The sequence below is a fragment of the Azoarcus sp. DD4 genome (genome assembly GCF_006496635.1).
In the GTDB taxonomy this organism is placed as follows: Bacteria; Pseudomonadota; Gammaproteobacteria; order Burkholderiales; family Rhodocyclaceae; genus Azoarcus.
Genome location: NZ_CP022958.1, coordinates 363,589 through 390,447, shown reverse-complemented (window position 1 = coordinate 390,447; position 26,859 = coordinate 363,589). Strand labels below are relative to the sequence as shown.

27 protein-coding genes are annotated in these 26,859 nt (G+C 69.2%); 19 read left to right on the top strand and 8 right to left on the bottom strand.

The genetic code is table 11. The features are described 5' to 3' along the window. Positions 1-68 precede the first annotated feature (68 nt). From paaI to paaG, 3 genes are all read right to left on the bottom strand, one after another. On the bottom strand, positions 69-533 hold the full coding sequence (gene paaI, locus CJ010_RS01910) for a hydroxyphenylacetyl-CoA thioesterase PaaI (protein WP_141016471.1): 465 nt from the start codon (positions 531-533) through the stop codon (positions 69-71). After that, positions 526-2,001, bottom strand: coding sequence for a 3-hydroxyacyl-CoA dehydrogenase PaaH (gene paaH, locus CJ010_RS01905; protein ID WP_240794580.1), 1,476 nt, complete (start codon positions 1,999-2,001; stop codon positions 526-528). The genes paaI and paaH overlap by 8 nt, the downstream gene beginning before the upstream one ends. Positions 2,002-2,067: 66 nt before the next feature. After that, on the bottom strand, positions 2,068-2,871 hold the full coding sequence (gene paaG / locus CJ010_RS01900) for a 2-(1,2-epoxy-1,2-dihydrophenyl)acetyl-CoA isomerase PaaG (RefSeq protein WP_141016469.1): 804 nt from the start codon (positions 2,869-2,871) through the stop codon (positions 2,068-2,070). Positions 2,872-3,107: 236 nt separating this feature from the next. On the opposite strand from paaG, the gene paaN reads away from it, so the two are divergent. The 4 genes from paaN to CJ010_RS01880 all read left to right on the top strand — a co-directional run bounded on the left by paaN (position 3,108) and on the right by CJ010_RS01880 (position 6,986). Beyond that, positions 3,108-4,772 (top strand): phenylacetic acid degradation protein PaaN, encoded by a 1,665-nt coding sequence (gene paaN, locus CJ010_RS01895; RefSeq protein WP_141016468.1) that lies wholly within the window; start codon positions 3,108-3,110, stop codon positions 4,770-4,772. A gap of 188 nt (positions 4,773-4,960) precedes the next feature. After that, positions 4,961-5,569 (top strand): phenylacetic acid degradation protein PaaY, encoded by a 609-nt coding sequence (paaY, locus tag CJ010_RS01890; protein ID WP_141016467.1) that lies wholly within the window; start codon positions 4,961-4,963, stop codon positions 5,567-5,569. Positions 5,570-5,574: 5 nt separating this feature from the next. Further along, positions 5,575-5,931: a cupin domain-containing protein gene (locus CJ010_RS01885; protein ID WP_141016466.1), complete on the top strand. Its 357-nt coding sequence runs from the start codon at positions 5,575-5,577 to the stop codon at positions 5,929-5,931. Between the two features lie 74 nt (positions 5,932-6,005). Next, complete coding sequence (locus tag CJ010_RS01880; RefSeq protein WP_141016465.1) at positions 6,006-6,986, top strand: MBL fold metallo-hydrolase; 981 nt, start codon at positions 6,006-6,008, stop codon at positions 6,984-6,986. 69 nt (positions 6,987-7,055) lie between these two features. Here the strand turns inward: CJ010_RS01880 and CJ010_RS01875 are convergent, their stop codons facing one another. Next, complete coding sequence (locus tag CJ010_RS01875) at positions 7,056-7,481, bottom strand: TerB family tellurite resistance protein (RefSeq protein WP_141016464.1); 426 nt, start codon at positions 7,479-7,481, stop codon at positions 7,056-7,058. A 297-nt stretch (positions 7,482-7,778) separates the two neighbouring features. Here CJ010_RS01875 and CJ010_RS01870 point away from each other — a divergent pair, with 297 nt between their 5' ends. From CJ010_RS01870 to CJ010_RS01845, 6 genes are read left to right on the top strand one after another with little or no spacing between them, the layout of a single operon-like run. Further along, positions 7,779-9,596: a serine hydrolase gene (locus tag CJ010_RS01870; RefSeq protein ID WP_168224884.1), complete on the top strand. Its 1,818-nt coding sequence runs from the start codon at positions 7,779-7,781 to the stop codon at positions 9,594-9,596. A gap of 7 nt (positions 9,597-9,603) precedes the next feature. Then, positions 9,604-10,545 (top strand): dialkylrecorsinol condensing enzyme, encoded by a 942-nt coding sequence (locus tag CJ010_RS01865; RefSeq protein WP_141016462.1) that lies wholly within the window; start codon positions 9,604-9,606, stop codon positions 10,543-10,545. Further along, positions 10,538-11,692: a beta-ketoacyl-ACP synthase III gene (locus CJ010_RS01860; protein ID WP_141016461.1), complete on the top strand. Its 1,155-nt coding sequence runs from the start codon at positions 10,538-10,540 to the stop codon at positions 11,690-11,692. Before CJ010_RS01865 ends, CJ010_RS01860 begins: the two co-directional genes overlap by 8 nt. A 4-nt stretch (positions 11,693-11,696) precedes the next feature. After that, a complete protein-coding gene (locus CJ010_RS01855; protein WP_141016460.1) occupies positions 11,697-12,092 on the top strand; it encodes a hypothetical protein in 396 nt (131 codons plus the stop codon). Then, a complete protein-coding gene (locus CJ010_RS01850) occupies positions 12,093-13,091 on the top strand; it encodes a BtrH N-terminal domain-containing protein (protein WP_141016459.1) in 999 nt (332 codons plus the stop codon). It begins immediately after the preceding gene. 4 nt (positions 13,092-13,095) lie between these two features. Then, a complete protein-coding gene (locus CJ010_RS01845; protein ID WP_141016458.1) occupies positions 13,096-14,019 on the top strand; it encodes an ABC transporter ATP-binding protein in 924 nt (307 codons plus the stop codon). Between the two features lie 637 nt (positions 14,020-14,656). On the opposite strand, the gene CJ010_RS01835 is transcribed toward CJ010_RS01845, so the two are convergent. After that, entirely contained in the window at positions 14,657-15,559 is a 903-nt protein-coding gene (locus tag CJ010_RS01835; protein WP_141016457.1) for a LysR family transcriptional regulator, read from the bottom strand. 165 nt (positions 15,560-15,724) lie between these two features. Between CJ010_RS01835 and CJ010_RS01830 the strand changes: the two genes are divergently transcribed. The 9 genes from CJ010_RS01830 (at position 15,725) to CJ010_RS01790 (ending at position 22,806) form a co-directional block, all read left to right on the top strand. After that, positions 15,725-16,957, top strand: a complete 1,233-nt coding sequence (locus tag CJ010_RS01830; protein WP_141016456.1) for an MFS transporter — start codon at positions 15,725-15,727, stop codon at positions 16,955-16,957. A 90-nt stretch (positions 16,958-17,047) separates the two neighbouring features. Then, positions 17,048-18,160, top strand: a complete 1,113-nt coding sequence (locus CJ010_RS01825; protein ID WP_141016455.1) for an alpha/beta hydrolase — start codon at positions 17,048-17,050, stop codon at positions 18,158-18,160. Between the two features lie 162 nt (positions 18,161-18,322). After that, positions 18,323-18,676 carry a cyclophilin-like fold protein gene (locus CJ010_RS01820; protein ID WP_205754874.1) on the top strand — a complete coding sequence of 118 codons (354 nt, stop codon included), beginning with the start codon at positions 18,323-18,325 and terminating at the stop codon, positions 18,674-18,676. Positions 18,677-18,878: 202 nt separating this feature from the next. Beyond that, on the top strand, positions 18,879-19,112 hold the full coding sequence (gene vapB / locus CJ010_RS01815; RefSeq protein WP_141016453.1) for a type II toxin-antitoxin system VapB family antitoxin: 234 nt from the start codon (positions 18,879-18,881) through the stop codon (positions 19,110-19,112). Next, positions 19,113-19,526: a PIN domain-containing protein gene (locus CJ010_RS01810; RefSeq protein ID WP_141016452.1), complete on the top strand. Its 414-nt coding sequence runs from the start codon at positions 19,113-19,115 to the stop codon at positions 19,524-19,526. It begins immediately after the preceding gene. Further along, positions 19,513-20,772 carry an ABC transporter permease gene (locus CJ010_RS01805; protein ID WP_141016451.1) on the top strand — a complete coding sequence of 420 codons (1,260 nt, stop codon included), beginning with the start codon at positions 19,513-19,515 and terminating at the stop codon, positions 20,770-20,772. Before CJ010_RS01810 ends, CJ010_RS01805 begins: the two co-directional genes overlap by 14 nt. Continuing rightward, entirely contained in the window at positions 20,769-21,041 is a 273-nt protein-coding gene (locus CJ010_RS01800; RefSeq protein WP_141016450.1) for a phosphopantetheine-binding protein, read from the top strand. Before CJ010_RS01805 ends, CJ010_RS01800 begins: the two co-directional genes overlap by 4 nt. Then, positions 21,038-22,120, top strand: a complete 1,083-nt coding sequence (locus CJ010_RS01795) for a beta-ketoacyl synthase N-terminal-like domain-containing protein (RefSeq protein WP_141016449.1) — start codon at positions 21,038-21,040, stop codon at positions 22,118-22,120. The genes CJ010_RS01800 and CJ010_RS01795 overlap by 4 nt, the downstream gene beginning before the upstream one ends. Further along, a complete protein-coding gene (locus CJ010_RS01790; protein ID WP_141016448.1) occupies positions 22,117-22,806 on the top strand; it encodes a hypothetical protein in 690 nt (229 codons plus the stop codon). The genes CJ010_RS01795 and CJ010_RS01790 overlap by 4 nt, the downstream gene beginning before the upstream one ends. Positions 22,807-22,953: 147 nt before the next feature. Here the strand turns inward: CJ010_RS01790 and CJ010_RS01785 are convergent, their stop codons facing one another. The 3 genes from CJ010_RS01785 to CJ010_RS01775 are packed head-to-tail and all read right to left on the bottom strand — an operon-like array spanning position 22,954 to position 26,847. Further along, the gene (locus CJ010_RS01785; RefSeq protein ID WP_141016447.1) at positions 22,954-23,712 is read right to left on the bottom strand and encodes a DUF2894 domain-containing protein; all 759 of its coding nucleotides are present in this window, start codon (positions 23,710-23,712) and stop codon (positions 22,954-22,956) included. Next, positions 23,705-24,349, bottom strand: coding sequence for an OmpA family protein (locus CJ010_RS01780; RefSeq protein ID WP_141016446.1), 645 nt, complete (start codon positions 24,347-24,349; stop codon positions 23,705-23,707). Before CJ010_RS01780 ends, CJ010_RS01785 begins: the two co-directional genes overlap by 8 nt. Positions 24,350-24,351: 2 nt before the next feature. Further along, a complete protein-coding gene (locus CJ010_RS01775) occupies positions 24,352-26,847 on the bottom strand; it encodes a DUF802 domain-containing protein (RefSeq protein WP_141016445.1) in 2,496 nt (831 codons plus the stop codon). Positions 26,848-26,859: the final 12 nt, after the last annotated feature.

The window sequence follows — 26,859 nt, the reverse complement described above, 5'->3', positions numbered from 1 at the left end:
CGTTCCCGTCTGCCTTGTGTTCTGCGCGCCCGGCGGTGTTTTTGTTGTCCGGGCGCGGTCTGTCCTGTCTAGAGTTCAACCACCGCCCGCCCCTTGAGGCGATACGACTTGCCGCGCATGACCGCGATCAGCTCGCCCTTCTGGTTGGTGACGGTGACGTCGTACACGCCGGTGCGGCCGGCTTCGAACACCTGTTGCGCAGCGGCGGTGAGCAGGTCGCCCGGCTTGCCCGGCGCCATGAAATCGACACTGACGCCGGAGGCCACCGTCTGCTCGTTGCCGCTGTTGCAGGCGTAGGCGAAGGCGGTGTCGGCCAACGTGGTGATCAAGCCGCCGTGGCAGATGCGAAAGCCGTTGAGCATGTCATCGCGCACCGGCATGGTGATGGTGGCGCGGCCGGGGCCGACGGCGGTGATCTTCATCTCCAGGCTGCGCGCGGCCTGGTCGCGCTCGTACATGCCGTCGCGCACCTTCTCGGCCAGGGTCTGCGGATCGAGCCCGGCGGCGACGTCCCTGTATGCGGCTTCACTCATGGAATGCGGCTCCACTGAAGGTCTTGCGCTGGATCAGCGGCGACACGCGGTAGCGTTCCTCGCCGTAGTGTTCTCGCAGGTTGGCCAGCACGCGGGCGACGAAGGCCACGCCGAGCTGGTCGGCCCAGGCGAGCGGACCCTTGGGATAGTTGGTGCCGAAACGCATCGCGGTGTCGATGTCGGCGGCGGTGCCGATACCCTGCAGCACCGCATCGGCGGCCTCGTTGGCGAGCATCGCCACGGTGCGCAGGCCGACCAGGCCGGCGACATCGTCGATGCGCGACACCGCCAGGCCGGCGCGCTGCAACGTGCCGACGGCCGCGCCCCAAGCGCCCTGACCGCACTGGTCGGCGCGCGTCAGGGTAAGGCGCGGCGTGGCGGCGTAATCGAGGCAGAGGTCGAACAGCACCAGGTTGGGCACGCCGTCTTCCACCGCGCGACGGGTGGCGGTACGGCCGTCCGACAGCGCAACGCGCGCGCTGCCGATCTCCAGCCAGCCCTGGCCTTCACTCCCGGCAGCACGGCGCACCTCGATGCCGGCCGCCTCGAAGCGGCCGATCAGCCCGGCGGCCACGCCCAAGCCGCCGACCACGGTGACCACGTTCTCGGCGCCGTGGGTTTCCTCGGTACGCGGTGCCGCTTTGGCAGCACCGGCTGCGTAGCTGTAGAAGCCGTGGCCGCTCTTGCGGCCCAGCCGCCCGGCAGCCACCAGCTCCTGCTGGATCAGGCTGGGGGTGAAGCGCTTGTCGCCGAAGTAGGCGTCGAACACCGAGTTGGTGACGGCGAAATTGACGTCGTGGCCGATCAGGTCCATCAGCTCGAACGGCCCCATCGGGAAGCCGCAGCCTTCGCGCATCGCCGCATCCAGCGTCGCCGGCTCGGCGGCGCATTCGGCCAGCACGCGCTGGGCTTCGGCGTAGTACGGGCGGGCAACGCGATTGACGATGAAGCCCGGGGTCGACTTCGCATACACCGGCACCTTGCCCCAGGCCTTCGCGGTGGCATGCATGCGCTCGGCGAGTTCGCGCGGGGTGGCGAGACCGGAGACGATCTCGACCAGCTTCATGCGCGGCGCCGGGTTGAAGAAGTGCAGCCCGACCAGGCGTTCCGGCCGCGCCAGCGCGGCGCCCATCGCGGTGATCGACAGCGAGGAGGTGTTGGAGGCCAGCACCGCGTCGTCACCGAGCAGCGCTTCCAGCTCGCGGAAGAGTTTCTGCTTGATGTCGAGGTTCTCGACGATGGCTTCGATCGCCAGGCCAGCATCCTTCGCATCGGTCAGCTGGGTCACGCCGGTGATGCGGGCAAGCACCGCGTCGCGCTCCTCGCCGGCGAGCTTGCCCTTGTCCACCAGGAAGGCGAGATCCTTGGCAATGCCGGCAATGCCCTTGTCGATGGCTTCCGCACGGGTGTCGTACAGGTACACCGGATGACCGGCGAGCGCGGCAACATGGGCGATGCCGCTGCCCATGGCGCCGGCGCCGATGACCAGAACCTTCACTTGCTTGTCGAGAGCCTTGTCTGCTGCAGTCACGCCTTAATTCCCCTTGAATTGAGGAGCGCGTTTTTCCATGAAGGCGGCGACGCCTTCCCGGTAGTCGTGCGAGCGGCCGCAGGCCCGCATGGCATCGCGCTCGAGATCGAGCTGGGTGTCGAAATCGTTGGTGGAGCTGGCCCAGATCGCCTTCTTGGTCTGGGCGTAGCCAAAGGTCGGGCCGTTGGCCAGCGTGGTGGCGACCTGCTGCACGGTGGCCTGCAGGGCGTCGTCATCCACGCACTTCCAGATCAGGCCCCATTGTTCGGCTTGCTCGGCCGGGAGCTTGTCGCCGAGCAGCGCCAGCCCCAGCGCGCGCGCGGGGCCGGCGAGGCGCGGCAAAATCCAGGAGCCGCCGGTGTCTGGAACCAGGCCGAGCTTGGCGAAGGACTGGATGAAGCTCGCCGAGCGCGCCGCGAACACCAGGTCGCAGGCGAGCGCGAGGTTGGCGCCGGCGCCGGCGGCCACGCCATTCACCGCGGCGATCACCGGCAGGTCGAGATTGCGCAGCGTCGTCACCAGCGGCTTGTAGTTCTTCTCGATCGAGGCGCCGAGGTCGGGCGCTTCGGCGCCGGCCGACACATTGCGGTCGGACAGGTCCTGCCCGGCGCAGAAACCGCGGCCGGCAGCGGCGATCACCAGCACCCGCACCGAACCGTCGGCGCGACCGGCCTGCACCTGGGCGAGCGCTTCGCGCACTTCGCGGTGCATCTGGTCGTTGAAGCTGTTGAGGCGGTCGGGGCGGTTCAGCGTCAGCGTGGCGACGCCGGCGGCGACCTCGTAGCGGATGGTTTCGAAGCTGCTCATCTGTCTCCTCCTTGTCTGCGCGCCGCTGTCGCGGCGGGCTGCGTTCGGCTGTCGGCGCTTGCTTTGCGGATTGTTTGACCGACTGGTCAATCAATAGTAATCTTGATCCAGATCAAAAAACAAGTGCTTTCTACTTGACGTATTCGTGTCGCAGAGCAACACGCGACTGTCGCGGCAAGACAGCGGAAATTTCCCGGCAAAGGGAAGCCGCGCCGCCAAACCGGAGGAGACACCCCATGACGCATCCGCTGTACACCAAGCACCAGGCCACGCTGGACGCCGCCGTCGCCGCCATACACGGCCGCGGCTACTGGACGCCCTACGTGGAAATGCCCAGCCCCAAGGTCTATGGCGAAACCGCCGCGGACGACGGCAAGCGGGCCTTCGAGGGCTGCCTGGGCAAGGATTTCGAGCTGGATCAACCGGGCCGCAGCGGCTGGGCTGCGCCGGAGCGTTCACCGTATGGCATCGCGCTCGACGTGCGCTATCCGGTTTGCGAGCCGAGCGCGCTGATCGCCGCCGCCGAGGCCGCGATGCCCGCCTGGCGCAAGATCGGCGCCGACGGCCGGGTCGGCGTCTGCCTGGAAATCCTCGCCCGCCTGAACAAGCGCAGCTTCGAGATCGCCCACGCGGTGATGATGACCACCGGCCAGGGCTGGATGATGGCCTTCCAGGCCGGCGGCCCGCATGCGCAGGACCGCGGCCTCGAAGCCGTCGCCTACGCCTGGGAAGCCATGAACGGCGTGCCGGCGGAAACCGTGTGGGAGAAGCCGCAGGGCAAGAACCCGCCACTGAAGATGAAGAAGCACTACGAGATCGTCGGCCGCGGCGTCGCGCTGGTGGTCGGCTGCGGCACCTTCCCGACCTGGAACACCTACCCCGGCCTGTTCGCCGCGCTCGCCACCGGCAACCCGGTGATCGTCAAGCCGCACAGCAACGCCATCCTGCCCGCCGCGATGACGGTGAAGATCGCCCGCGAAGTGCTGGCCGAAGCCGGCCTCGACCCCAACGTCGTGAGCCTGGCGGTGGTGGAAAAGCGCAGCGACACCCAGGCGCTCGCCACCCATCCGGCGGTGAAGTCGATCGACTTCACCGGCAGCAACGTCTTCGGCCAGTGGCTGATCGACAACGCCAAGCAGGCCCAGGTGTATGCCGAGCTCGCCGGCGTGAACAACGTGGTGATCGAATCCACCGACAGTTACAAGGCGATGCTGCGCAACCTCGCCTTCACGCTGTGCCTGTACTCGGGCCAGATGTGCACCACCACCCAGGCCATCCTCGTGCCGGCCGGCGGCATCGATACCGACCAGGGCCACAAGAGCTACGACGAAGTCGCGGCCGACCTCGGCGCCGCGATCGACAAGTTCCTCTCCGACCCGGCGGTCGCCACCGCGGTGCTGGGCGCGATCCAGTCCGAAGCCACGCTCGCCCGCATCAACGAGGCCGGCGAGTACGGCCGCATCGTGCTGGCCTCGAAGAAGATCGAGCATGCCGAGTTCCCCAAGGCCGAAGTGCGCACCCCGGTGCTGCTCGCCTGCGACGCCGCCGACGAGAAGAGCTATATGGAAGAGCGCTTCGGCCCGATCGCCTTCGTGGTCAAGGTCGCCGACGGCGCCGCCGCGGTGGCGCTGTCCGAGCGCATCGTCAGGGAACACGGCGCGCTCACCGTGGGCCTTTACTCCAGCAAGCCGGAAGTGATCGACGCGATGACGGAAGCCACGCTGCGCGCCGGCGTCGCGCTGTCGATCAACCTCACTGGCGGCGTGTTCGTGAACCAGTCGGCGGCCTTCTCCGACTACCACGGCGTCGGCATGAACCCGGCCGCCAACGCCAGCTACTCCGACACCGCCTTCGTCGCCAACCGCTTCCGGGTGGTGCAGCGGCGCTATCACGTCGAGTAAGCTGGGACATCCCGACCACGTTTGAGGCGGTTCCGCTCCCTCCCCTTCAAGGGGAGGGCTGGGGTGGGGATGGGGTAACAAGAGCGCCAATTCAACCCCATCCCCCTCCCAACCTCCCCCTTGAAGGGGGAGGAGTAGAACCTGCGCGCCCCCAACCGCCAGCTTTTCGCCGCGAGGAGCCCCACCCCATGCCCTGCTACGAAATCGACGGCCTCAAACCCGTCATCCACCCCACCGCCTACGTCCACCCCGACGCCGTGCTGATCGGCGACGTCATCGTCGGCCCGCGCTGCTATGTCGCACCGCTCGCCAGCCTGCGCGGCGACTTCGGCCGCATCGTCATGGAAGAAGGCAGCAACATCCAGGACAGCTGCGTGATGCACGGTTTTCCCGGCACCGACACGGTGGTCGGAGTCGATGGCCACATCGGCCACGGCGCCATCCTGCACGGCTGCCAGGTCGGCCGTAACGCGCTGGTCGGCATGAACGCGGTAGTCATGGACAACGCGGTGATCGGCGAATCCGCCATCGTCGCCGCCTGCGCTTTCGTCAAGGCCGGCATGGCGGTGCCGCCCCGCACGCTCGTCGCCGGCATGCCGGCCAAGGTGGTGCGCGAACTGTCCGACCAGGAGGTGAGCTGGAAGATCGACGGCACCCGCACCTACCAGGACCTGGCGGTGCGCAGCCTCGCGACGCTGAAACCCTGCGCGCCCCTCACCGAAATGGAACCGGGCCGCCAGCGCTTCGAGATGCCGGGCGTGGTGCCGCTGGTCGACGCCAAGAAGAACGCCGGCTGAAGGCGATGACGCTGCCGCCACATGGCAATCTGCTCACCGCCCTGCCCCCGGCCGGCGGTGAAGAGGTGTTCGAACCGCTGCTGCAGTCCGATGCCGCCTGCATCGAGCGCATCGTCTCGCACGGGCAGGCCAGCCCGCCCGGCTTCTGGTACGACCAGCCCGACGACGAGTGGGTGATGCTGGTGGCCGGCCAGGCGGAACTGCTGTTCGAGGACGGCGATGGCGGCACCCGCCTCGCCATGCAGGCCGGCGACTGGGTGACCATCCCTGCACGCCGCCGCCACCGCGTCGAATCCACCTCGGTCGACGCCGTCTGGCTGGCGGTGCATGTGCGCACCCCGGCGCGGCCGGAGCGCGGCTGACCGGATGCCGTCAGGATGCGAACTGCTATACAGTTCGCATTCCGCATTTCCCGTCCTACACAGGAGAGCCCCCGATGCACTTCCCCCGTGCCCGTCACTGGTTCGCCGCCGCGGCGATCGCCTTCACCACGCCGCTGCTGTCGCTGTCCGTCGCCCACGCCGAAGCGCCGCAGGTCAAGACCCAGGCGCCCGGCTACTACCGCATGGCGCTCGGCCAGTTCGAGATCACCGCGCTTTACGACGGCTATGTCGACCTCGACCCCAAGCTGCTCAAGAACGCCAGCCAGCGCGACATCCAGCGCCTGCTCGCGCAGCGCTTCCAGGAAGGCCCGAAGATGCAGACCGCGGTCAACGGCTACGTCATCAACACCGGCAGCAAGCTGGTGCTGGTCGATGCCGGCGCCGCCAAGGCCTTCGGCCCCTCGCTCGGCTACATCGTCGACAACCTCAAGGCGGCCGGTTACGAGCCCGCGCAGATCGACGCGGTGCTGCTCACCCACCTGCACGGCGACCATGTGAACGGCCTGGTCGGCGCCGACGGCAAGCCGGTCTTCCCCAAGGCCACGGTCTATGCCGACAAGGCCGATGCCGACTTCTGGCTGGCCGAGGGTGCGCTGGAAAAAGCGCCTGAAGGCGCCAAGCCCTTCTTCCAGATGGCGCAGGCCGCCACTGCGCCCTACCGCGCCGAAAACCGCTTCAAGACCGTGACCGACGGCGAGGAAGTGGTGCCGGGCATCAAGGCGGTGGCCGAATACGGCCACACGCCGGGGCACTCCGGCTACCTCGCCGAATCGGCCGGCAAGCAGCTGCTGATCTGGGGCGACATCGTGCACAACGCCGCGGTGCAGTTCGCGAAGCCGGGCATCGCCATCGAGTTCGACGTCGATTCGAAGAAGGCGGTGAGCACGCGCGAAGCCATCTTCAAGCGCGCCGCCCGCGACAAGCTGCTGGTGGCCGGCATGCACCTGCCCTTCCCCGGCATCGGCCACGTGCGCCGCGCCGGCAAGGGCAGCTACGAATGGGTGCCGGTGGATTACGGGCCGATCCGCGAATAAGCCGCAGCATCCCTGCCCTCAGCCCCGGCTGGCGTCCGCGCCGCCGGGGCTGAGCCGTTTACCGCCGGTTTAACCGGCGCTTGCGGCGATCGCCTCCAGCGACAGGCCCCAACGGCTCAAGGCGTGGCGCAGCAGGGTCTGCTCCGGCAGGGTGATGCGGCCGTCCGCCTTGGACAGCACCAGCATCGCGCGGCAGGCGAGCTCGCGCAGGGCCGGGTCGGTGATGCTGTCCAGCATGCGCTCGGTGGTCTCCAGATCGAGCACCCGCAGCGTACCGGGCGCATCGCCCTCGCGCCGCAGGCTGCGGCAATGGTCGATCACCGTCTGGATCAGCACGTCACGCGGCACGGCGATCAGCTCGGCGATGTGGTGGCGGTCCAGCGCCTCCAGCTCGCGGCTGGCGAGTTCGCCGTCGGCGATCAGGGTCAGCGCGATCAGGCGCGCGATGGTGAGGCGTTGCGCATCGATCTGCGACGCCGATGGTGTATCGGTCATTTCCGGGTCTCCTCGTTCGAGCGCGGTATGACCGGCCCGGCGCCCGCCGGTTTCCGGTGCCGCGCAAGCAAAGGGCGCTCCAAGGCTGGGCAGCGGCCCCGGACACTCCTTATAATTGTGTCCAAATTGAATTTTGCGATGGGCCGCACGCCCCCTCGGAAAGGAGAGGGCGCGCGGCCCTGCGCGCTCGCGGCGAATGTCCGCCGGTCGCCGACTATCGCACGGCGGTCGCAACCCGCCACACGTAACATCGCGCAGCCCGACGATACCGCCCGACGACACGCCCGTTCCGCAGCCATGCCCGCTTCGCCCCGCCTCGTTCCTTCCCGCTCCAGCGGACCCGCCCTCGCGCAGGTCCGGCGCCTGCTCGTCCCGGCGCTGGCCGTGCTGCTGGGCGCCTGTGCCACGCTGCCGCCACCGAAGGCCGACCACGCCGGCAGCCGCGACTACGCCTACACCCGCGCCTACGTGTCCTGGCTGATCGAGCAGCAGATGGCCGACAACAAGGTCACCGGCCTGTCGATCGCGCTGGTGGACGACCAGCAGCTGGTATGGGCGCAGGGTTTCGGCGCAGAAGACGCCGAGCGCGGCATCCCCGCCAGCCCGCAGACGCGCTACCGGCTCGGCTCCATCGCCAAGGTGCTCACCGCCACCGCCGCAATGCAGCTGGCCGAGCGCGGCGAAATGGACATCGACCGTCCGTTGTCGGACTACCTGCCGGCCTTTTCGATCCGCTCGCGCTTCACCGGCGCCGGGCCGATCACGCCGCGCAACATCATGCACCACCATTCCGGCCTGCCCGCCAACTACCTCAAGGGCATGATGGGCGAGGACACCCCGCCCTTCGCCAGCCTGGTGGAAGCGGTGCGCGACGAGTACGTCGCCTATCCGCCGGATTTCATCTTCGGCTATTCCAACCTGGGCGTCACCCTGCTCGGCGCCGCGATCGAACGCACCGCCGACGCCCCCTTCGCCAGCTACATGCAGCAGGCGCTGCTGGGCCCGCTCGGCATGAGCCGCAGCAGCTTCGAGTCGCGCCCGGCGGTCCGGGTGTACGACGCCAGCGGCCCGATAGAGGCCCTGCCGCTGCGCGACCTGCCTTCCGGCGGCCTGGTCTCCAGCGTCGAGGACATGAGCCGCTTCATGCGCATGGTGTTTGCCGGCGGCCGCGCCGGCGGGCAGCAGATCCTGCAGGCAGACAGCCTGGCCGAGATGCTGCGGGCGCAGAACGAGCAGGTGCCGCTCGACCTCGGCTTTCGCGTCGGCCTCGGCTGGCTGCTGTCGGGCATCGAGATCCGCAACGCCGGCACGGTCGCCAGCCACGGCGGCACCCTGTTCGATTCGCACAGCATGATGGTGGTGCTGCCCGAGCATAAGCTCGGCGTCATCGTCGCATCCAACTCCGGCACCTCGCAGGCGGTGGTCAAGCAAGTCGCCACCGAAGCGCTGGCGCAGGCGCTCGAAGCCAAGACCGGCATCCGCCAGCCGGCCACCCCGGCCGAAGCCCAGGCCGAGGTGAGGCTCGCCCCGGAGCAGCTGTCCACCTATTCCGCCTGGTACGACTCCATGGTCGGCCTCATCCGCGTCAAGCCGCGCTCGGACGCGCTCGACGCCGAAGTCATGGGCCATACCCTGCAGCTCAAGCCGCAGGCCGGCGGCCAGTTCGGACTGCGCTACAAGCTGTTCGGCCTGATCCCGGTCCAGGTCGGCGCCTTCGACGGCATCCGCATCTCGTCGGCCTCGGTCGGCGGCCACAGCGTGCTGGTCGGCCATTTCGGCAACGACACCATGCTGGTCGGCGAACGGCTGACGCCGCGCCCCATTCCCGGCAGCATGCGCGAACTGGTCGGCGACTACGAGATCGTCGGCACCCCGCCGGGCCTTGCACCCGACCGCCTGAGCCTGCACATCGAGGACGGCATGCTGATCGGCGAATGCACCTTCTCCGAGCTGCCGGGCTTCGTGCTGCGCATCGCGCTCAACCCGATTTCCGACACCGAGGCCATCATCTCCGGCCTCGGCACCGGCAAGGGCGAAACCGTCCGCATCCTGGCCGACGGCACCGACTCGCGCCTGCTGTTCTCCGGCCTCGAACTGCGCAAGAAGCACAACTGAGCACCCTGTGAAGAAAGTTCTCGTCGTCCATTACTCGCAGACCGGCCAGCTCGCCGACATCGTCGCCGAGCTGCTGCAGCCGCTGCGCGCGGCCGGCGTCGCCATCCACGAGGAAGTGCTGCGGCCGGCCAGGCCGCACCCCTTCCCCTGGCCCTTCTTCGACTTCCTCGACGTCTTCCCGGAATCGGTGCGGATGGATGCGGCCCCCAACCTGCCGCTGACGGTGCCGGCCGACGCCGACTTCGACCTCGTCATCCTCGCCTGGCAGGTGTGGTACCTGTCGCCCTCGCTGCCGGTCACCGCTTTCCTCAAGAGCGCCGAAGGCCGGCGGCTGCTCGCCGGCAAGCCGGTGGTGAGCGTGGTCGCCTGCCGCAACATGTGGATGACCGCCCAGGAAAAACTCGCCGCGCTGCTGGCCGAGGCCGGCGCCAGGCTGGTGGACCACGTCGCCCTCACCGACGACGCCCACCCGCTCGCCACCTTCATCACCACCCCGCGCTGGATGTTCACCGGCCGGCGCGACCGCTTCCTCGGCCTGCCGCGCGCCGGGGTGGCGCCGCGGGACGTCGCCGGCGCCGCCCGCTTCGGCCACGCCCTGGCCGAAGCGCTGGCGCAGGACGGCGAACGCAGCGGCCAGCCCATGCTTGCCGGCCTGCGCGCCGCGGTGGTCAATCCGCGCCTGGTGATCAGCGAACGCGCCGGACAACGCGCCTTCAAGGTCTGGTCCGCGCTGGTGCGCGCCTGCGGCCAGCCCGGCCAGCGCCGCCGCCGCCCCGCGCTGGCACTGTTCGCGCTCTACCTGGTGACGCTCATCATCACCGTGGTGCCCACCAGCCTCGCGCTGCAGACCCTGTTCGCGCCGCTGCTGCGGCCGCGCCTGGAGCGCCTGCGCGCGCAGTACGAACAACCCTCCGGCTCGGCCGATTTCAAGCTCGCACACGATGAGTAGCCGCGGCGCCGTCTACATCACCGCCACCGCCGCCTGCCTGCCCAACGACGCGGTCGGCAACGACGACATCGAAGCGGTGCTGGGCCGCATCGGCGGCCGGCCGTCGCGCGCGCGCCGCATCGTGCTGCGCAACAACGGCATCGAAAGCCGCCACTACGCCATCGACCCGGCCACCGGCGCCGCCACCCACACCAACGCCCAGCTCACCGCCGCCGCCATCCGCAGCCTGGCGGCGCCCGGCTTCGCGCTCGACGCCATCGAATGCCTCGCCACCGGCACCTCGCTGCCCGACCAGCTGATGCCCAACCACGGCGTCATGGTGCACGGCGAACTCGGCAACCCGGCCTGCGAGGTGGTGTCGACCGCCGGCATCTGCCTCGCCGGCATGACCGCGCTGAAATACGCCTGGCTGTCGGTGCTGGCCGGCAACAGCCGCAATGCGGTGGCGAGCGGTTCGGAACTCGCCTCGGCGGTGATGCGTGCCGCGCATTTCGAAGCCGAAAGCGACGCCCGCGTCGATGCGCTGGCCAGCCAGCCCGAGATCGCCTTCGAGAAGGATTTCCTGCGCTGGATGCTGTCCGACGGCGCCGGCGCCTTCCTGCTGCAGGACGCCCCGCGCCCCGACGGCCTGTCGCTGCGCATCGACTGGTTCGAGCTGTCGTCCCAGGCCCACGCCCAGCCCGCCTGCATGTACGCGGGCGCCGACAAGGACGCCGACGGCGCGCTGCGCGGCTGGACGCAGTACCGCGCCGCCGACTGGGCGCAGCAGTCCATCTTCGCGGTCAAGCAGGACGTCCGCCTGCTCAACGAACAGGTGGTGCACCACACCCTGGAAACCCCGCTCGCCACGCTGATCCCGCGCCGCGGCCTGCGTGCCGAAGACATCGACTGGTTCCTGCCGCACATGTCCTCGGCCTACTTCCGCCAGCCCATCGCCGACTGCCTCACCCGCCTCGGCCTGCCGATTCCCTTCGAGCGCTGGTTCACCAACCTCGCCCGGCGCGGCAACACCGGCTCGGCCTCGATCTTCATCATGGTGGACGAACTGGTGAAGAGCGGTCGCCTCGCCGCCGGCCAGCGCCTGCTCTGCTTCGTCCCCGAAAGCGGCCGCTTCTCCAGCGGCTTCCTCCATCTCACCGTGGTGTAAGCCCATGGACATCGACCAGGTTCCGCAGGAAGGCAACCGCACGCTGGGCGGCCATCGCAAGGCGCTCTACGCCCGCGATGCCGACGGCCGCATCGGCCTCGTGCCCTCGCGCGGCTGGGAGGCGGAGGAGATCGTCACCCGCCAGGCAGTGGAAGAACTCGACCGGCTCACCGCCGAAGCCCGCCAGCGCGCGATCGAGGGCACCGGCTCGGCGCTCGAATTCCACATGTACAAGGCGCGCATGGACAGCCTGATGCTGGCCCAGGTGACCGGCCTGTGGCACTGGCGGGTGCGCCGCCACCTGCGCCCCGAAATCTTCCGCCAGCTGCGGCCCGCGCTGCTCGCGCGCTATGCCGAAGCGCTCGGCATCGCCGTCACCACCCTCACCCGGACGGACTGAATGGCCGACTTCCAGCATCAGCACGCCTCGCACTGCGAAAGCGGGGTCATGAGCGCCATCGTGCGCCACTACGGCCTGCCGTTTTCCGAACCGATGGCCTTCGGCCTGGCCTCGGCGCTGTCCTTCGCCTGGCTGCCCTTCGTCAAGCTCGGCGGCCTGCCGCTGGTGGCCTACCGCATGCCGCCCAAGGCCATCATCCGCGGCCTGAAGAAGCCGCTCGCGCTCGACATGCGCTTCGAAACCTTCCGCGACCCGGCGCGCGGCATGGCGCGGCTGGACGCGCTGCTGGCCGAGGGCAAGGTGGTCGGCCTGCAGACCTCGGTGTTCTGGCTGCCCTACATGCCGGAAGACCTGCGCTTCCACTTCAACGCCCACAACGTGCTGGTCTACGGCCGCGACACCGCCAGCGGCGACTACCTGCTGTCCGACCCGGTGTTCGAGCATCCGGTACGCTGCGCCGCCGCCGACCTGTCCCGCGCCCGCTTCGCCCGCGGCGTGCTGGCGCCCAAGGGCCTGCTCTACTACCCGACCAACCAGCCCAGCGCGCCCGACTGGGGCAAGGCCATCCCGGCCGCCATCCGCAAGACCGAGCGCATCATGCTGAAGGCGCCGGTGCCGCTGATCGGCGCGCGCGGCATCGAACGCGCCGCGCGCGCGGTCGGCCGCCTGCCGAGCGCCGGCGACGTGCGCCACAGCAAGCTCTTCATCGGTCACCTGGTACGCATGCAGGAAGAGATCGGCACCGGCGGTGCCGGCTTCCGCTACCTCTACGCCTCCTTCCTGGAAGAAGCCGCCAGCCTCGCCAACCGTCCGACGCTGAAGGAATTCTCCGGCCGGCTGGTGGACATCGGCGACCGCTGGCGCGAATTCGCCCTCGCCGCCGCACGCATGATCCGCGACCGCGACCCGCTCGACACCGCGCGCCTGGCGACGATGCTGAGCGAACGCGCGGCCGAGGAACGCGCCTTCTTCACCGACCTCGGCCGCGCCATCCGCTAGCGCTATGCTGCGCGCCCGCGACCTCGCCTACCGCTACCGGCCGGAACAAGCGCCGGCGCTGGACGGCGTGTCGCTGGAAGTGGCCGCCGGCAGCCTGTTCGGCCTGCTCGGCCCCAACGGCGCCGGCAAGACCACGCTGATCTCGCTCGTCGCCGGCCTGCTCGCGCCGCAGGGCGGCAGCCTGGAATACGACGGCCGGCCGCTCGCCGAGGCCCGCCGCGCCCAACCCAACGCGATCGCGCTGGTACCGCAGGACTACGCCTTCTACCCGACGCTCACCGTCACCGAGAACCTGGCGTTCTTCGCCGGCGTGCAGGGCATCGCCGGCACGCTCGCGCGCAGCCGCGTCGCCGAGGCGCTGGCCTTCGGCCAACTGGAAAACTACGCTCGCCGCCAGGCCGGCGAACTCTCCGGCGGCCTCAAGCGCCGGCTCAACCTCGCCATCGGCCTGCTCGCCGACCCGCAGCTGCTGCTGCTCGACGAACCCACCGTCGGCGTCGACCCGCAGTCGCGCCACTTCCTGCTCGACGCCATCCGCCGCCTGCGCGACGCCGGCAAGACGGTGATCTACACCAGCCACTACATGGACGAGGTGGAAGCGCTGTGCGAGCACGTCGCCATCGTCGACCACGGCCGCGTGCTGGTGCAGGGCACGCTGGCCGAAGTGCTGCGCGACACCGAGCCGGTGCTGACGCTGCGGCTGGACCGCGCCCTTCCGGCCGGGCTTGCCGCCGATTGGCAGATGCGCCATCCCGGCCTGGCCATGAACGCGGAAGACATCCGCCTGCCCGGCGTCCCCGCCGACGCGCTGCCCGGCCTGCTCGCCGAACTCGCCGCCGCCGGCTGCACACCGCACAGCCTGGGCTACGGCGAACAGAACCTGGAGCAGCTGTTCATGCGGCTCACCAAGCGTTCGCTGCGGGACTGAAACACACGTCCGCCCGGCTTGAGCGTAGCCGACATGCGGGAACGCGACCTGCTGTGATCGACCTCGACACCTCGGTCCTCGCTGCAGTCTTCTTCCGTGAGCCGGGTGCCGCCCAACGGGTCGACCAACTGGAACACGTGCGCGACGAAGGCCTGCTGATCTCCGCCTGGGCGCTGACGGAAATGGCAAGCGTAGTGGCATCAAGCAGCGCACCGGCACCATCGACGCCACGCGACGGCAGCTGGCACTGGCGCATGTCCAGCGTTTCGCCTCGGCCGAACTCCGCACGATCGAAGTCGAACCAGCAGACTTCCGCACCGCCGCGGCGTTCATCGACGGCCCGGTGGCACTGCGCGCCAGTGACGCGCTGCAGATTCCCCTTTTGCCGATGGGTTGAAACCGAGACTCGGCATCGTCTCATGCGAGCCCGCTGTTGAAGGCAAACGAAATCCGTCACATCAAGACATCCGGCGGCTTGCGACCCCTCACTGCCGATCAAATGCTCGCCAGCTGAAAGGCAAGAAGGAATGCAGAGCGGCCACCCGCCTAGCCAATCTCGATGGGCCGGTCGGGGTGGCTCTGGGCGGACGATATTGATTGGTGAGAGCGTGATGTTGGCGTCGCGAAGGAGCGTAACTCAACCCGCCTTTTGCTCAAGACGCAAGGCGTCCACCACCAGCCGGAAAGCCGGCGAGGGCTGGCGGCGGCTGGGATAGTAGAGGTGGTAGCCACCGAAGGGCGCGCACCAGTCTTCCAGGACGCGGACAAGTCGCCCCGCCTCGATGTGCGACATCACCTCGTCTTCCGGCAGCAGGACGATACCCAGCCCAGCCAAGGCCGCGTCCACCTGTGGCTGCGTGGTGTTGAAGATCAGCTGGCCGTCCACGCGCAGATTGACCTTGCGCCCGCGGCGCTCGAAGTCCCACACATAGAGCCCGCCCGAGCTTTGCATGCGCTGATTGACGCATTGGTGCGACATCAGGTCCTGCGGCACCTTGGGGACAGGGTTGGCGGCGAAGTAGGCGGGCGAGGCCACCACCGCCAAGCGCATCGGCGGGCCGATGGGGATGGCGATCATGTCCTTGTCAATGGTGTCGCCCAGGCGCACGCCGGCGTCGAAGCGGTCGGCGACGATGTCGCGGAAGCCAAGGTTCACATCGAATTCCAGCTTGATGTCCGGGTAGGCCCGCAGCAGCGGTGCGAGCTTGGGCAGCAGGATGCTGTGCAGGGAGAAGTCGCCGCAGGTGATGCGCACCGTGCCGGCCGGCTTGTCGCGCAGTTCGGTCAGGGCGTCGAGTTCGGTTTCGATTTCGTCGAAGCGGTGGCCGATGGCGTTGAGCAGGCGCTCGCCGGCATCGGTCGGCGACACGCTGCGCGTGGTACGCGTCAGCAGACGGATCTGCAGCCGCGCCTCCAGCCCACTGACCGACTGGCTCAGCGCCGACTGTGTCACCCCCAGCAAGGCGGCCGCGCGCGTGAAGCTGCCTTCGCGCGCCACGGTGACGAAATACAGCAGATCGTTGAGGTTGCGTCGTGCCATGCGGCGGCCGTCCATCGATTGATTAAGTAGCTTTACTTATATCTTATGTAAGCGGTTATTAGATAGTCTCGGAGGTGTGTCTGACCCACAATACATTCGACAAAGCGTCTGGCGGGGCCGGCAGTAATCGTCGCGCCAGACTCCCCCGATCCGGACAGAGACCCCATGACCGCACAAACCTCCGCCCTCCCCATTGAAGATCCCGCCGTGCTCGATGAAACGCCTTCGACGCCGACGTCGTGGAGCGGCGTGTTCGCGATGTCGATCTGCGCCTTCGCGCTGGTGGCCTCGGAGTTCATGCCCGTTAGCCTGCTCACCCCCATTGCCGGCGACCTGAATGTGACCGAGGGCATGGCAGGGCAAGGCATTGCCATTTCGGGTGCGTTCGCGCTGCTGACCAGCCTGTTCATCTCGGCGCTGGCCGGTGCCCTCGACCGCAAGACGCTGCTGCTCGCGCTGACCGCAGCCATGGGCCTGTCCGGCGCCATCGTGGCGCTGGCCCCGGACTATTTCACCTACATGCTGGGCCGCGCGCTGATCGGGGTCGTGATCGGGGGGTTCTGGTCGATGTCGGCGGCCACCGCCATCCGCCTGGTCCCCATCGCACAGGTGCCGCGCGCGCTCGCCATCTTCAACGGCGGCAACGCGCTGGCCACGGTGGTGGCGGCGCCGCTGGGCGCCTACCTTGGCGCCGTGGTCGGCTGGCGCGGCGCCTTCCTGTGCCTGGTGCCGGTAGCGCTCGTTACCCTGGTCTGGCAGTGGCTCACCCTACCCACCATGCGCAGCGAGAAGCGGGCCGCAGGCGCAGGCCACGTCTTCAAGGCCTTCAGGCTGCTCGCCCGCCCCGGCGTCGCCGTGGGCATGGCGGCGGGTGGCCTGTTCTTCATGGGCCAGTTCGCGCTGTTCACTTACGTGCGCCCATTTCTGGAAACGGTGACCGGCGTCCGGGTGCCGACGCTCTCGCTCATCCTGCTGGCCATCGGCATCGCCGGTCTGCTCGGCACACTGCTTATCGGCCGGATGCTGCGACGCGGCTTCTACCCGACCTTGATCGCCATTTCGCTGCTGATGGCTGCAATCGCCCTGGGGCTGATCGCCTTCGGCGGCTGGATTGCGGTGGTGGTTCCGTTGCTGGCCCTGTGGGGACTGAGCGGCACCGCAGCGCCGGTGGGCTGGTGGGCCTGGGTCGCGCGCAGTTTTCCGCACGACGCCGAAGCCGGGGGTGGTTTGTTCGTCGCCGTCGTCCAACTGGCCATTGGCCTGGGCTCCACCGTCGGCGGCCTGCTCTTCGACCACGGTGGCTACCAGCACACCTTCGTCGCCAGCGCAGGGTTGCTGCTGGTGTCGGCGGGCCTGACGCTCAGGGTTGCGCGCACGGGTCCGGCGCAGAGCACCTGAGCCGGATCGCGACAGGACATCCTGCAACGCCGCGACCATTCATCTCCGACAACGAACACGCAACACCTTGATGCAAGAGGAGCACTCACCATGAAAACGGATATTCTCAAGACCGTTACCCAGCAAGACCTGCCCGATGCGGTCCGTCGCGACATGCTCAAAATGACGGGGAGCGGCATCGCCGCCCTGAGCATCGGGGTGCTGGCCTCGAATCAGGCCTTTGCCCAGGCGCATACCGGATCGCCCATCCAGCTCGGCACCGGATGGGACAAGACCTTCTCCAGGAGCGGGAAGGTGGGCCACAAGAAGGTCAGCTTCAGGAACCGCTATGGCATCACCCTGGCGGCCGATCTGTACCTGCCCCAAAACGCCCAGGGCAAGCTGGCGGCGATCGCCGTCGGTGGCCCCTTCGGCGCGGTGAAGGAGCAGTCATCGGGCCTGTATGCGCAGACCATGGCGGAGCGCGGCTTTGTCACGCTGGCCTTCGATCCGTCCTACACCGGCGAAAGCGGTGGCGAGCCGCGTAACGTCGCCTCGCCGGACATCAACACCGAGGACTTCAGTGCCGCCGTCGATTATCTCGGGCTGCAGGCCAACGTCGACCGCGAGCGCATCGGCATCATCGGCATCTGCGGCTGGGGCGGCATGGCGCTGAACGCCACCGCTGTCGACAAGCGCATCAAGGCCGTAGTGGCCAGCACCATGTACGACATGACGCGGGTCATGTCAAAGGGGTACAACGACAGCGTCACCCTCGAGCAGCGCACGCAAATGCTGGAGCAACTGGGCCGGCAACGTTGGCTGGATGCCGACAAGGGAGCCCCCGCCTACCAGCCGCCCTATAACGAACTGAAGGGTGGCGAAGCGCAGTTCCTGGTCGATTACCACAACTATTACAGGACACCGCGCGGCTACCATGCGCGCGCGGTCAACTCGGGCAACGCCTGGACGCAGACCACGCCGCTGTCCTTCATGAACATGCCGATCCTCACCTACATTGCGGAAATCTCGCCGCGTCCGGTGCTGTTCGTCCACGGCGAGAAAGCCCACTCGCGCTATTTCAGCGAAACCGCCTACGCCGCCGCTGCAGAGCCGAAGGAACTGATGATCATCCCGGGCGCCAACCACACCGACCTGTACGACCGCGTCGACGTGATTCCCTTCGACAAGCTGACCGCGTTCTTCCGCGACAACCTCAGGTAAGGCGCAGGCCATGTCCCATGCCGCCACAAGAACGGTCGCCCGCAAGGGTACGGGCTGGGCCTTGCTGCTATCGCAGTGAATTCGCTGCAAGCGGCATCGGGTGTGAGTGAATCAGGTATTGCCGGGCGCAGCCCGGCGCCCGGCCAGCAAGGAGCGCAGCGCATGCAGATCCATATCACCATCGGCGCGACCACCATGACGGCGACGCTGGACGACAACCCCACAGCCCGGGACTTTGCAGCCTTGCTGCCGGTGAGCCTGACCCTGCGGGATTTCGGAGCGGCCGAGAAGGTCAGTGGTGCCCTGTCCCGGCCACTGTCCGAACAAGGCGCACCGGCGACGGCGGCTGGGGCCGTGGGCGACATCGCCTACTACGCCCCTTGGCGGAACATCGCTTTCTATCGGGGCCCAGGCCCCAATGCAGCAGGCGTCATCCGGATCGCCAGGATCACTTCCGGCATCGAGGCGCTTGAGCAGCAAGGTCAGGTGCAGGTGACCGTCTCGCTGGCCAACTGAGTACGGAGCAACAGCCCCGTGCATGCAGTTGGATTGAACACCTCCGGCAGCCCCGAAGTCCTGGCATGGAAGAGTCTGGTTTCCCCTGACGGATTTTCTTTTTCTTGACGGACATCATCTGCCGTCAGCACCGCGCGTATTGCGCGACCGGAACACTGGCATATACTCCTGCTCTATACGTCACGAGCAGCAGGAGCGCGCCATGACCACGACCACCATCTTCACCAACAACCGCACCCAGGCCGTGCGCCTGCCCGCCGAGCTGCGCCTGCCCGACAGCGTCAAGCATGTCGACATTCGCGCCCGCGGCTGCGAACGCATCATCGCCCCGCTCGATCACGTGTGGGACAGCTTCTTCATCGACGGCCCCACCGTGGCGGACGACTTCATGGAAAGCCGCGCCCGCCAGGACCAGCCCGAGCGCGAGGCGCTGTAAGTGCTGCGCTACCTGCTCGACACCCACATCGTCATCTACGTCATCAAGCGCCGGCCGCTGTCCGCGCTGCGCCTCTTCAACGAGCACGCCGGCCAGATGGCGATCTCGTCGATCACGCTGGCCGAGCTCTATCACGGCGCTGAAAAATGCAGCGCGCCCTCGCGCACGCTGGCCACGGTCGAAGACTTCTGCTGCCGCCTGGAGGTGCTGCCCTACGGCCCGAAAGCCGCGCTGCATTACGGCAACATCCGCGCCGCGCTGGAGAGGCGCGGCACGACTATCGGCGTGAACGACCTCCATATCGCCGCCCATGCTCGCAGCGAAGGCCTGGCGCTGGTATCCAACAACGCACGCGAGTTCGAGCGGGTAGAAGCGCTGCAACTGGCGAACTGGGCACTCGATGAAGCAAGCTGAAGCAGCGACGCCGCACACGCTCACCCGCCTCCGCGCCCTGTGGCGCAAGGAAGCCCTCACCCTGCTGCGCGACCGCCACGCGCTGGCGGCGCTGTTCCTGATGCCGGCGATCTTCATCATGGTGATGTCGCTAGCGCTGCGCGACGCCTTCGTGCCCGGTGTGCAGTCCGAACTCGCCTACGCGGTGGTGGATCTGGACCGCAGCGCCGCCTCGCGCGAGCTGGTCGAGCGGCTGGACGGCATCGCCGTGCTGCAGGCGCAGGGCGTGCTCGACGACGAAGCCGCCGGGCGTAGCGCGGTCGCCGACGGCCGGCTCGCCTTCGCGCTGGTGGTGCCGGCGGGCTTCGGCGAGCGCCTGCTCGCTCGGCAGGCGGACGACAACGCGCCGCCGCTGCGGGTGCTGGCCGACCCGAGCATTCCGCGCGCGGTGCAGAGCGGCTTCGAGCAGCAGGTCGCCGCCGAAGCCGCGCGCATCCGCGTGCTCACCCTGCTCGACGGCCTCGGCCGCAAGCTGATGGTGCCGGAACTGCGCCGCCAGGCCAGCATCGACGCCAACCCGCGTGTGGTCAGCGAAGCGGTGCGCGGCGGCGACGCTGCGGGACCGCCCGCGCGGGTGCCGTCCTCGGTGCAGCAGAGCGTGCCGGCCTGGCTGATCTTCTCGATGTTCTTCGTGGTGGTGCCGCTGTCGGCGGTGTTCATCGCCGAGCGCCAGCAGGGCACGCTGCAGCGGCTGGCCACCCAGCAGGTGTCCTTCGGCCTGATCCTCGCCGGCAAGCTGCTGCCCTTCTTCGTGGTGAACCAGGTGCAGGCGGTGGTGATGGTGATGGTCGGCCGCTGGCTGGTGCCGCTCGCCGGCGGCGAGGCGCTCACCCTGCCGACCGGCGGCGCCAGCCTCGTCGCGCTGTGGCTGATGACGGCGGCGGTAAGCGTGGCGGCGGTAGCCTGGGCCCTGCTCATCGCCAGCCTCACCCGCAGCTCGGAACAGGCCACCATCGTCGGCGGCGTCGGCAACATCCTGATGGGCGCGCTCGGCGGCATCATGGTGCCCAAGTTCCTGATGCCGCCGGAAATGCAGTCGCTGACCCAGCTCTCGCCCATGGCCTGGGGGCTGGACGGCTTTCACCGCGTCATGCTGCACCACGACGGCATCGCCGGCATCCTGCCGCAGGCCGCCACGCTGGTATGCTTCGGCCTCGCGGTGCTGGCCGCCGCCATCTTCAAGAACCGCCGCAAGATCCCCCGATGAGCGCTTTGCACCACGAACTCAAGGTCCTGATCGTCGACGCCTGCGACAAGACCTGCAGCCCCGATTCGATCACCGACGACGAAATCCTGTTCGGCCCCGATGCGCCGCTGGCGCTCGACTCGCTCGACGCGCTGCAGGTGTCGATGGCGCTGCAGAAGAAGTACGGCGTGCGCCTGTCGGACAGCAAGGAAACCCGCCGCATCCTCGCCAGCGTGGCCAACCTCGCCGCCTGGCTGCAAGCGCAGGGCAAGGCCGGCGCCGCCGCGTGAGCCTGCCCGCCACAGCCGGCGCGCCCACGCGGCCGGTGTACATCGCCGGCATCGGCCACTGCTCGGCCCGTGGCCTGGACGCCGAAAGCGCCGCCACGGCCATCCTCGCCGGCGACCACGCCTGCACCCGGCGCGAACTGCTCGGCGCCCGCCACCCCTGGTTCGCCCTGCCGCTGGCAGAAGCCGACTGGACTGCGCGCGCCCGCGCTGCCGTGCAAGCGGTCGGCAGCCAGCTCACCGCGGGGTTGGCGCCAGAACGCGTCGCCCGCCTGCCGCTCTTCATCGGCTCGTCCTCGCTGCAGGCCGGCGCCATCGAAACCGCCGCACGCCAGCGCGGCCGCGTGGACATGCCGCCCGACGCCGCCGCCTTTGCCGCCGACATCGCCGCCTGGCTGGGCGTGGCCGGCACGCCCTGGACCTTCTCCACCAGCTGTACCTCGGGCGTCGCCGCGCTCGACGCCGCCCGCACGCTGATCGCCGCCGGCCTGCTGGACGAGGCGCTGGTGCTCGGTTTCGAGTTCGCCAACGACACCACGCTGGCCGGCTTCGCCGGGCTCGGCATCCTGGCCGAGACGCCGGAGGCCGACGGCCTGGTGCTGGGCGAGGCCATCGCCGGCGTACTGCTGAGCGCCGCGCCGCAAGCCGGCTGGCGCATCGCCGCCTGCCGACTGGGTGTGGATGGCCATGCCGCCACCGCACCGGCGCCGGACGGCAAGGTCATCGAGGCCATCATCGCCGCCGCGCTGGCCGACGCCGGCCTCGCACCGCAGGATATCGACCTCATCAAACCGCACCGCGGCCGGCTCGCCAGCACCGACGAGGCCGAAGCCGCCGCGCTCGCCCGCCTGTTCGGCACGCGGCACCTGCCGGAAATCGCCCTCAAGCGCCAGCTCGGCCACACCCTGGGCGCCAGCGGCCCGGCCGAACTCACCGCCCTGCTGGCGATGCTGGACCACCCCGCCGGCCGGGCGCGCCACGGCACGCCGCAACGCCTGCTGCTCGACCTCATCGGCTTCGGCGGCAGCATCGCCGCACTGGTGGTGACGCGCAGCAGCGAGCCCGCGCAGGCCGTCGCATGATCGTCGTCTGCGAAGTTCACCACCAACACTTCGACAGCGCCACGCTGGCCGCCACCGCCCGCACACGCTGTGCGGTGCCGCTGCGCCGCGCCGGGGCGATGACCGAACTGGTCGTCAGCGGCGTGCATGCATGCCTGGACGGCGGCCCGGACCTGCCAACGGCGCTGATCTGGGGTTCGCGCATCGGCATCCGGCAAGCCACCGCACGCGTGGTGACGGACCTCTGCATTGCCGGCGAAGCGGCCATGCCCTTCGACTTCCTCGCCACCCAGCCGGCACTGGCGGCGGTGCCGGTGCAGCAGACCTTTCCCTGCGTCGCCAATGCCATCTACCAGCCCTGGCAGGCGGATATCGACCTGCACTGGGCGCGGATGCTGCAGCTCGCCATGGTCTGGCTGCGCCACGGCCGCCATGCGCGGGTGCTGTGCGGACAGGTCGAACCCGGCGAACGCGAGAGCCGCGGCGACTGGCTGGTGCTGGCGCGGCAGGATGCCGGCCTGCCGGCGCGGGCGCGGGTGGATGACACGGCCGGTGGCCGGCACGACGGATCGGTGGCCACGCTGATGGACTGGCTGGCGGCGGGCGGGACGGCCGAGTTCAGCTTCGCCCCTGCGGCGGATCTGCCGGCGCTTCGTTTCGAGCGTGCGCCGAGTTCTACCCCATCCCCACCCCAACCCTCCCCTTGAAGGGGAGGGAGCAAACGGGCCAACCCGGGAGCCTCCGCTGCGCTGCGTCGTTCGACAGGCGGCAAGCGATGCTTACCGAAACCCCTGTCTCACCCCCTTGAAGGGAAGGGATCAGACAGGCCAACCCGTGGCCTCCGCTCCGCTGCACTAGGCAGCAGTCGACGCGCCGCCCCGGCCGGGCTTGCGCTTCTTGTCGCGCGCGGCCGTCTTCTGTGCCGGGCCACGGCTGCTGTCCACTTGATCCAGCCACAGCAGCGCATCGACGTAGGACAGGAACTGTTCGAGGTAGCCCGGCGCGGTGTCGCGCATCTGGGTGAGCGCCCGCAGCACCAGGAAGTGGGAATTGAGCGGGCCGGCGTTTTCCGGTGCCTGGGCGTAGGCCTCGGTCATCTGCCGTTCGACGCTGAGCTTCGACCAGGTGCTGCGGAAGTAGCGCATGGACTTCAGCTCGGTCCGGGTGGCCGCCGAAGCCGCCGCGGCATCGGCCGCCCCGCCCGCCGGCGCCACTGTCGTGTGCGCCCGGATGTGGTCGAGCAGCCCGGTCAGCGGCGCATTGCCCTCGCACGCCGCCAGCCGGGCGACAAGGCGCCGCATTCCGCCGAAATCACCGGCCGCGTGGCACTGCTGCAGCGCATCGGCCGCATCGGGAAAGCGCGCTGTCGCGTCCGCCAGCACCCGATCGGCCTGATCGCGGGCACGGTCGAAGCGCTCGCCGAACGCGGCCACCGCCTCGGCCAGCCGCTGCGCCAGCCGCCCGGCGGCGGCATCGCCGCGGGATTCCGTGCGGTGCGCCATCGCCTCCAGAAAGCGGAAGCCGGCCGGGTCGAAGCGCGCCGCGCCGCGCGCCCGCAAGGCCTCGATCGACGCGCCGGGGGCGTCGTCCCGCGGCAGCGCGGACTCAGCCATTTGCCGCCGCGCCGCCCTTGCCCGACTTCGGCACCGGCGCCATTTCCACCCGCCGGTTGCGCGAGCGGCCGTCGGCGTCCGAGTTGGACGCCGCCGGCTGCTCCTGGCCGAAGGCCGCGGCGAAGATGGACGAGGACGGCAGGCCCTCGGCGATCAGCGCCCGCGTCACCGTCAGCGCGCGCTGGGCCGACAGCTCCAGGTTGTCGGCGAACTGGCGGTTGGTGTCGCGCACCGGCCTGTCGTCGGTGAAGCCGCTCACCATCAGCATCTCGTCGCGGGTGGCGAGGTAGGCGGCCAGCGGCGGCGCCAGGCTCCTGAGCAACTGCTGGCCTTCGGGCTGCAGCTCGTCGGAATTGAGCGCGAACAGTACGCTGCCGCTGATGCCGATGCGGCCGTCGTTCAACGTCACCCGGCCCGAGGCCAGCGGCACCGCCAGCGCCTTTTCCAGCGCCTCGCGCCGCTGCTCCTCGATGCGGCGCTTTTCCACCTCGGCCTCCAGCGTGCTCGTCAGCTCCATCTGCACGCCCAGCACGCCGACCAGGATCAGCACGAAGGCACCCAGCAGACCGGCCATGAGGTCGCCGAACACCGCCCAGACCGGAGCGGAATGCTCGATGCCGGCGTCGATCTCGTCCATGCTCACACCCCGCCGGCCAGCGTTGCCTGCTTACCGGACATCCGCTGCAGGTCTTCGACGATCTGCTTCTGCGACATGATGGACAGGTCGATGATCTCGCGCGCCTGCGCCACGTAGTAGGCGAGCTGCTCGTCACTGCGCGCCATCGATTTGTCGAGCGAGCCTTCGATGCGCTGCAGCGTCGTCATCAGCTTGTCGTTGGAGTCGCTGAAAAGCTGCACCGCCGCGCCGAAGGCTTCGCCCAGGCTCGCCACCTCGGCCGCGCCGCCGCTGATCTGGCCGGCAAGCTCGGTCATCCTGCTCGATTCGGCCTCGATGCTGTCGGTGAAGCGGCTGCCGGCGTGTTCCAGCGCGGCGGCGGAGGACGCCACCAGCGCGTCGATCGCGCCGCGCTGCTCGGTGGAGGCGTGGTTGATCGCATCGAGCAGCGCCGCCAGCGTTTCCATGATGCGGCTGCGCTCGACCAGCATGTCGTTGTCGCGCGCGATGCTGGCGGAGAGTTCCTTGCGCAGCTCGCCGATGACGTCGGCCGCGGCCTTGGGCGCTTCCGCCGCGGTCTGCATCAGCCGGGTGACCTCGGCGATGGTGCCGCTGGCCTGGGTTCGGGCTTCGGCGGCGATGTCGCGCGCGGTGTCGCCCAAGGTCTGGCAGATCTGCGCCTGCTGGGCCAAGGTGTGTGCGCCGGCCTGCTGCCATTCCTGCTGCAGCGTCGCCACCATGTTCTCCAGCGCCTCGGTCTGCGCCGCCAGCCGCGCCGTGTCGCGCGCCGCCAGCTCGGCCTGCAGGGCGGCGACGCTATCGCCCACGGTGGCGAGCAATGCCGCCGAGCGCTGCGCGAAGGTGTCGGCGAAGGCCTGCAGCGCGCTGTGCAGCTGGCCGCTCAGCGCCTCGCTGCTGCGCTCGTGGCGGGCCAGGGCCGTCGTCCAGTGGTCGGCCACGGTGCTCACCGCCGTGCCGAAGCGTTCGGCCAGGCCGTCGAGCTGGGTTTCGACCGTCTCGCCCAGCCTGGCGTGCAGCGCGCCGGTTTCCTGCGCCAGACCGCGGGTTGCCGCCGCCAGTTCGGCGCGCAGGCCGGCGTGGCTGCCTTCCACCGAAGCCAACAGGGCGGCCGAACGCTGCTCGAAGGTATCGACGAAGGCCTGCAGCGAACCCTCCAGCTTGCCGCTCACCGCTTCGCTGCTGCGCTCGTGTCGCGCCAGCGCGGTCGTCCAGGTATCCGCCACGGTGGTCACGGTGTTGTCGAAGCGGGTGGCGATGCCGTCGAGCTGGGCTTCGACGGTATTCGCCAGCCGGGCGTGCAGCGCGCCGGTTTCCTGCGCCAGTTCGCCGGTCGTGGCTGCCAGCGTGGCGCGCAGGCCGGCATGGCTGCCTTCCACCGAGGCCAGCAGCGCCGCCGAACGCTGCTCGAAGGTAGCGGCAAAGGCGGCAAGCGAAGTCTGCAGGCCGTCGTTGAGCGCGGCGCTGCTGCGCTGGTGTTCGGCCAGCGCCGCCGTCCAGCCCTGCGTCACCGTGGTGACGGTGCCGTCGAAGCGTTCGGCCAGGCCGTCGAGCTGGGTCTGCACGCTGTCGGCCACGCGTGCCTGCAGGGCGGTGGTTTCGCGGGCGATGCCGGCCATCGTGGCCTCGACCACCGGCTGTATGGTTGCGCCGGCCAGCCGGGCGCTGGCCGTCAGGCTGTCCTTGAGCGAGCTGTCGACCGAGGCCGCCAGTTCGGCGTACATCCCCTTGGCCTCGCGGTAGAAGCGTTCCTGCTCGGCCAGCAGGCGATCGTTGGCCTGGCTGCTGCTGCGCTCCATCTGCGCCATCATCGCCTGCAACTTGTCGACCAGCTGCGGCAGCACCTCGGACTGCGCCTGCACCGCCTTGAAGGTCTGCTGGCGCTGGTGCGCGAGCGAGAAGCCGCGCAGTGCGGTGGCGATCTTGTCGTCCAGCAGCTGCGCCGTCTGCAGCCGCGCCCGCCGGCACAGCGCCGAGATAAGCCCCAGCATGGCGGATGCCGCCACGCCGGCCACCGAGGTGCCGAAGGCCACGCCCAGGCCCTTGACCGGCGCGGCGAGCGCGGCGCGTATGGTCTGCAGGTCGGTGGTGCTCTCCAGCGCGAGCACCGCGCCCTTGAGCGTGACCACCATGCCGAGGAAGGTGCCCAGCATCCCCAGCAGCACCAGCAGCCCCACCAGGTAGGGCGTCATCGCCGGGCCGGGCAGGCCGACGCGCTCGCCTTCGATGCGCAGCCGCACCGGGTTCTGCAGGGAAGGCGGCAGCTTCGCGAGCCATTCGCCCGGATGCGCGAGGTCGGCCGGAATCGCCGCCAAGGCCTGCGCCAGCGCGGCGGTAGCGCGGTGGAAGCGCTGCAGTTCCAGCGCGCCCGCCAGATAGACGGCGCCGATGAGGGCCGTCATGGTCAGGGCCAGCGGGCTGGCGCCGATGTATCCGGCACCGACCCAGGAAACGACAACCAGGCCTACGACAAAGGCCGCCACGCAGATGATTCTGTTCATTGCTGCTCATTA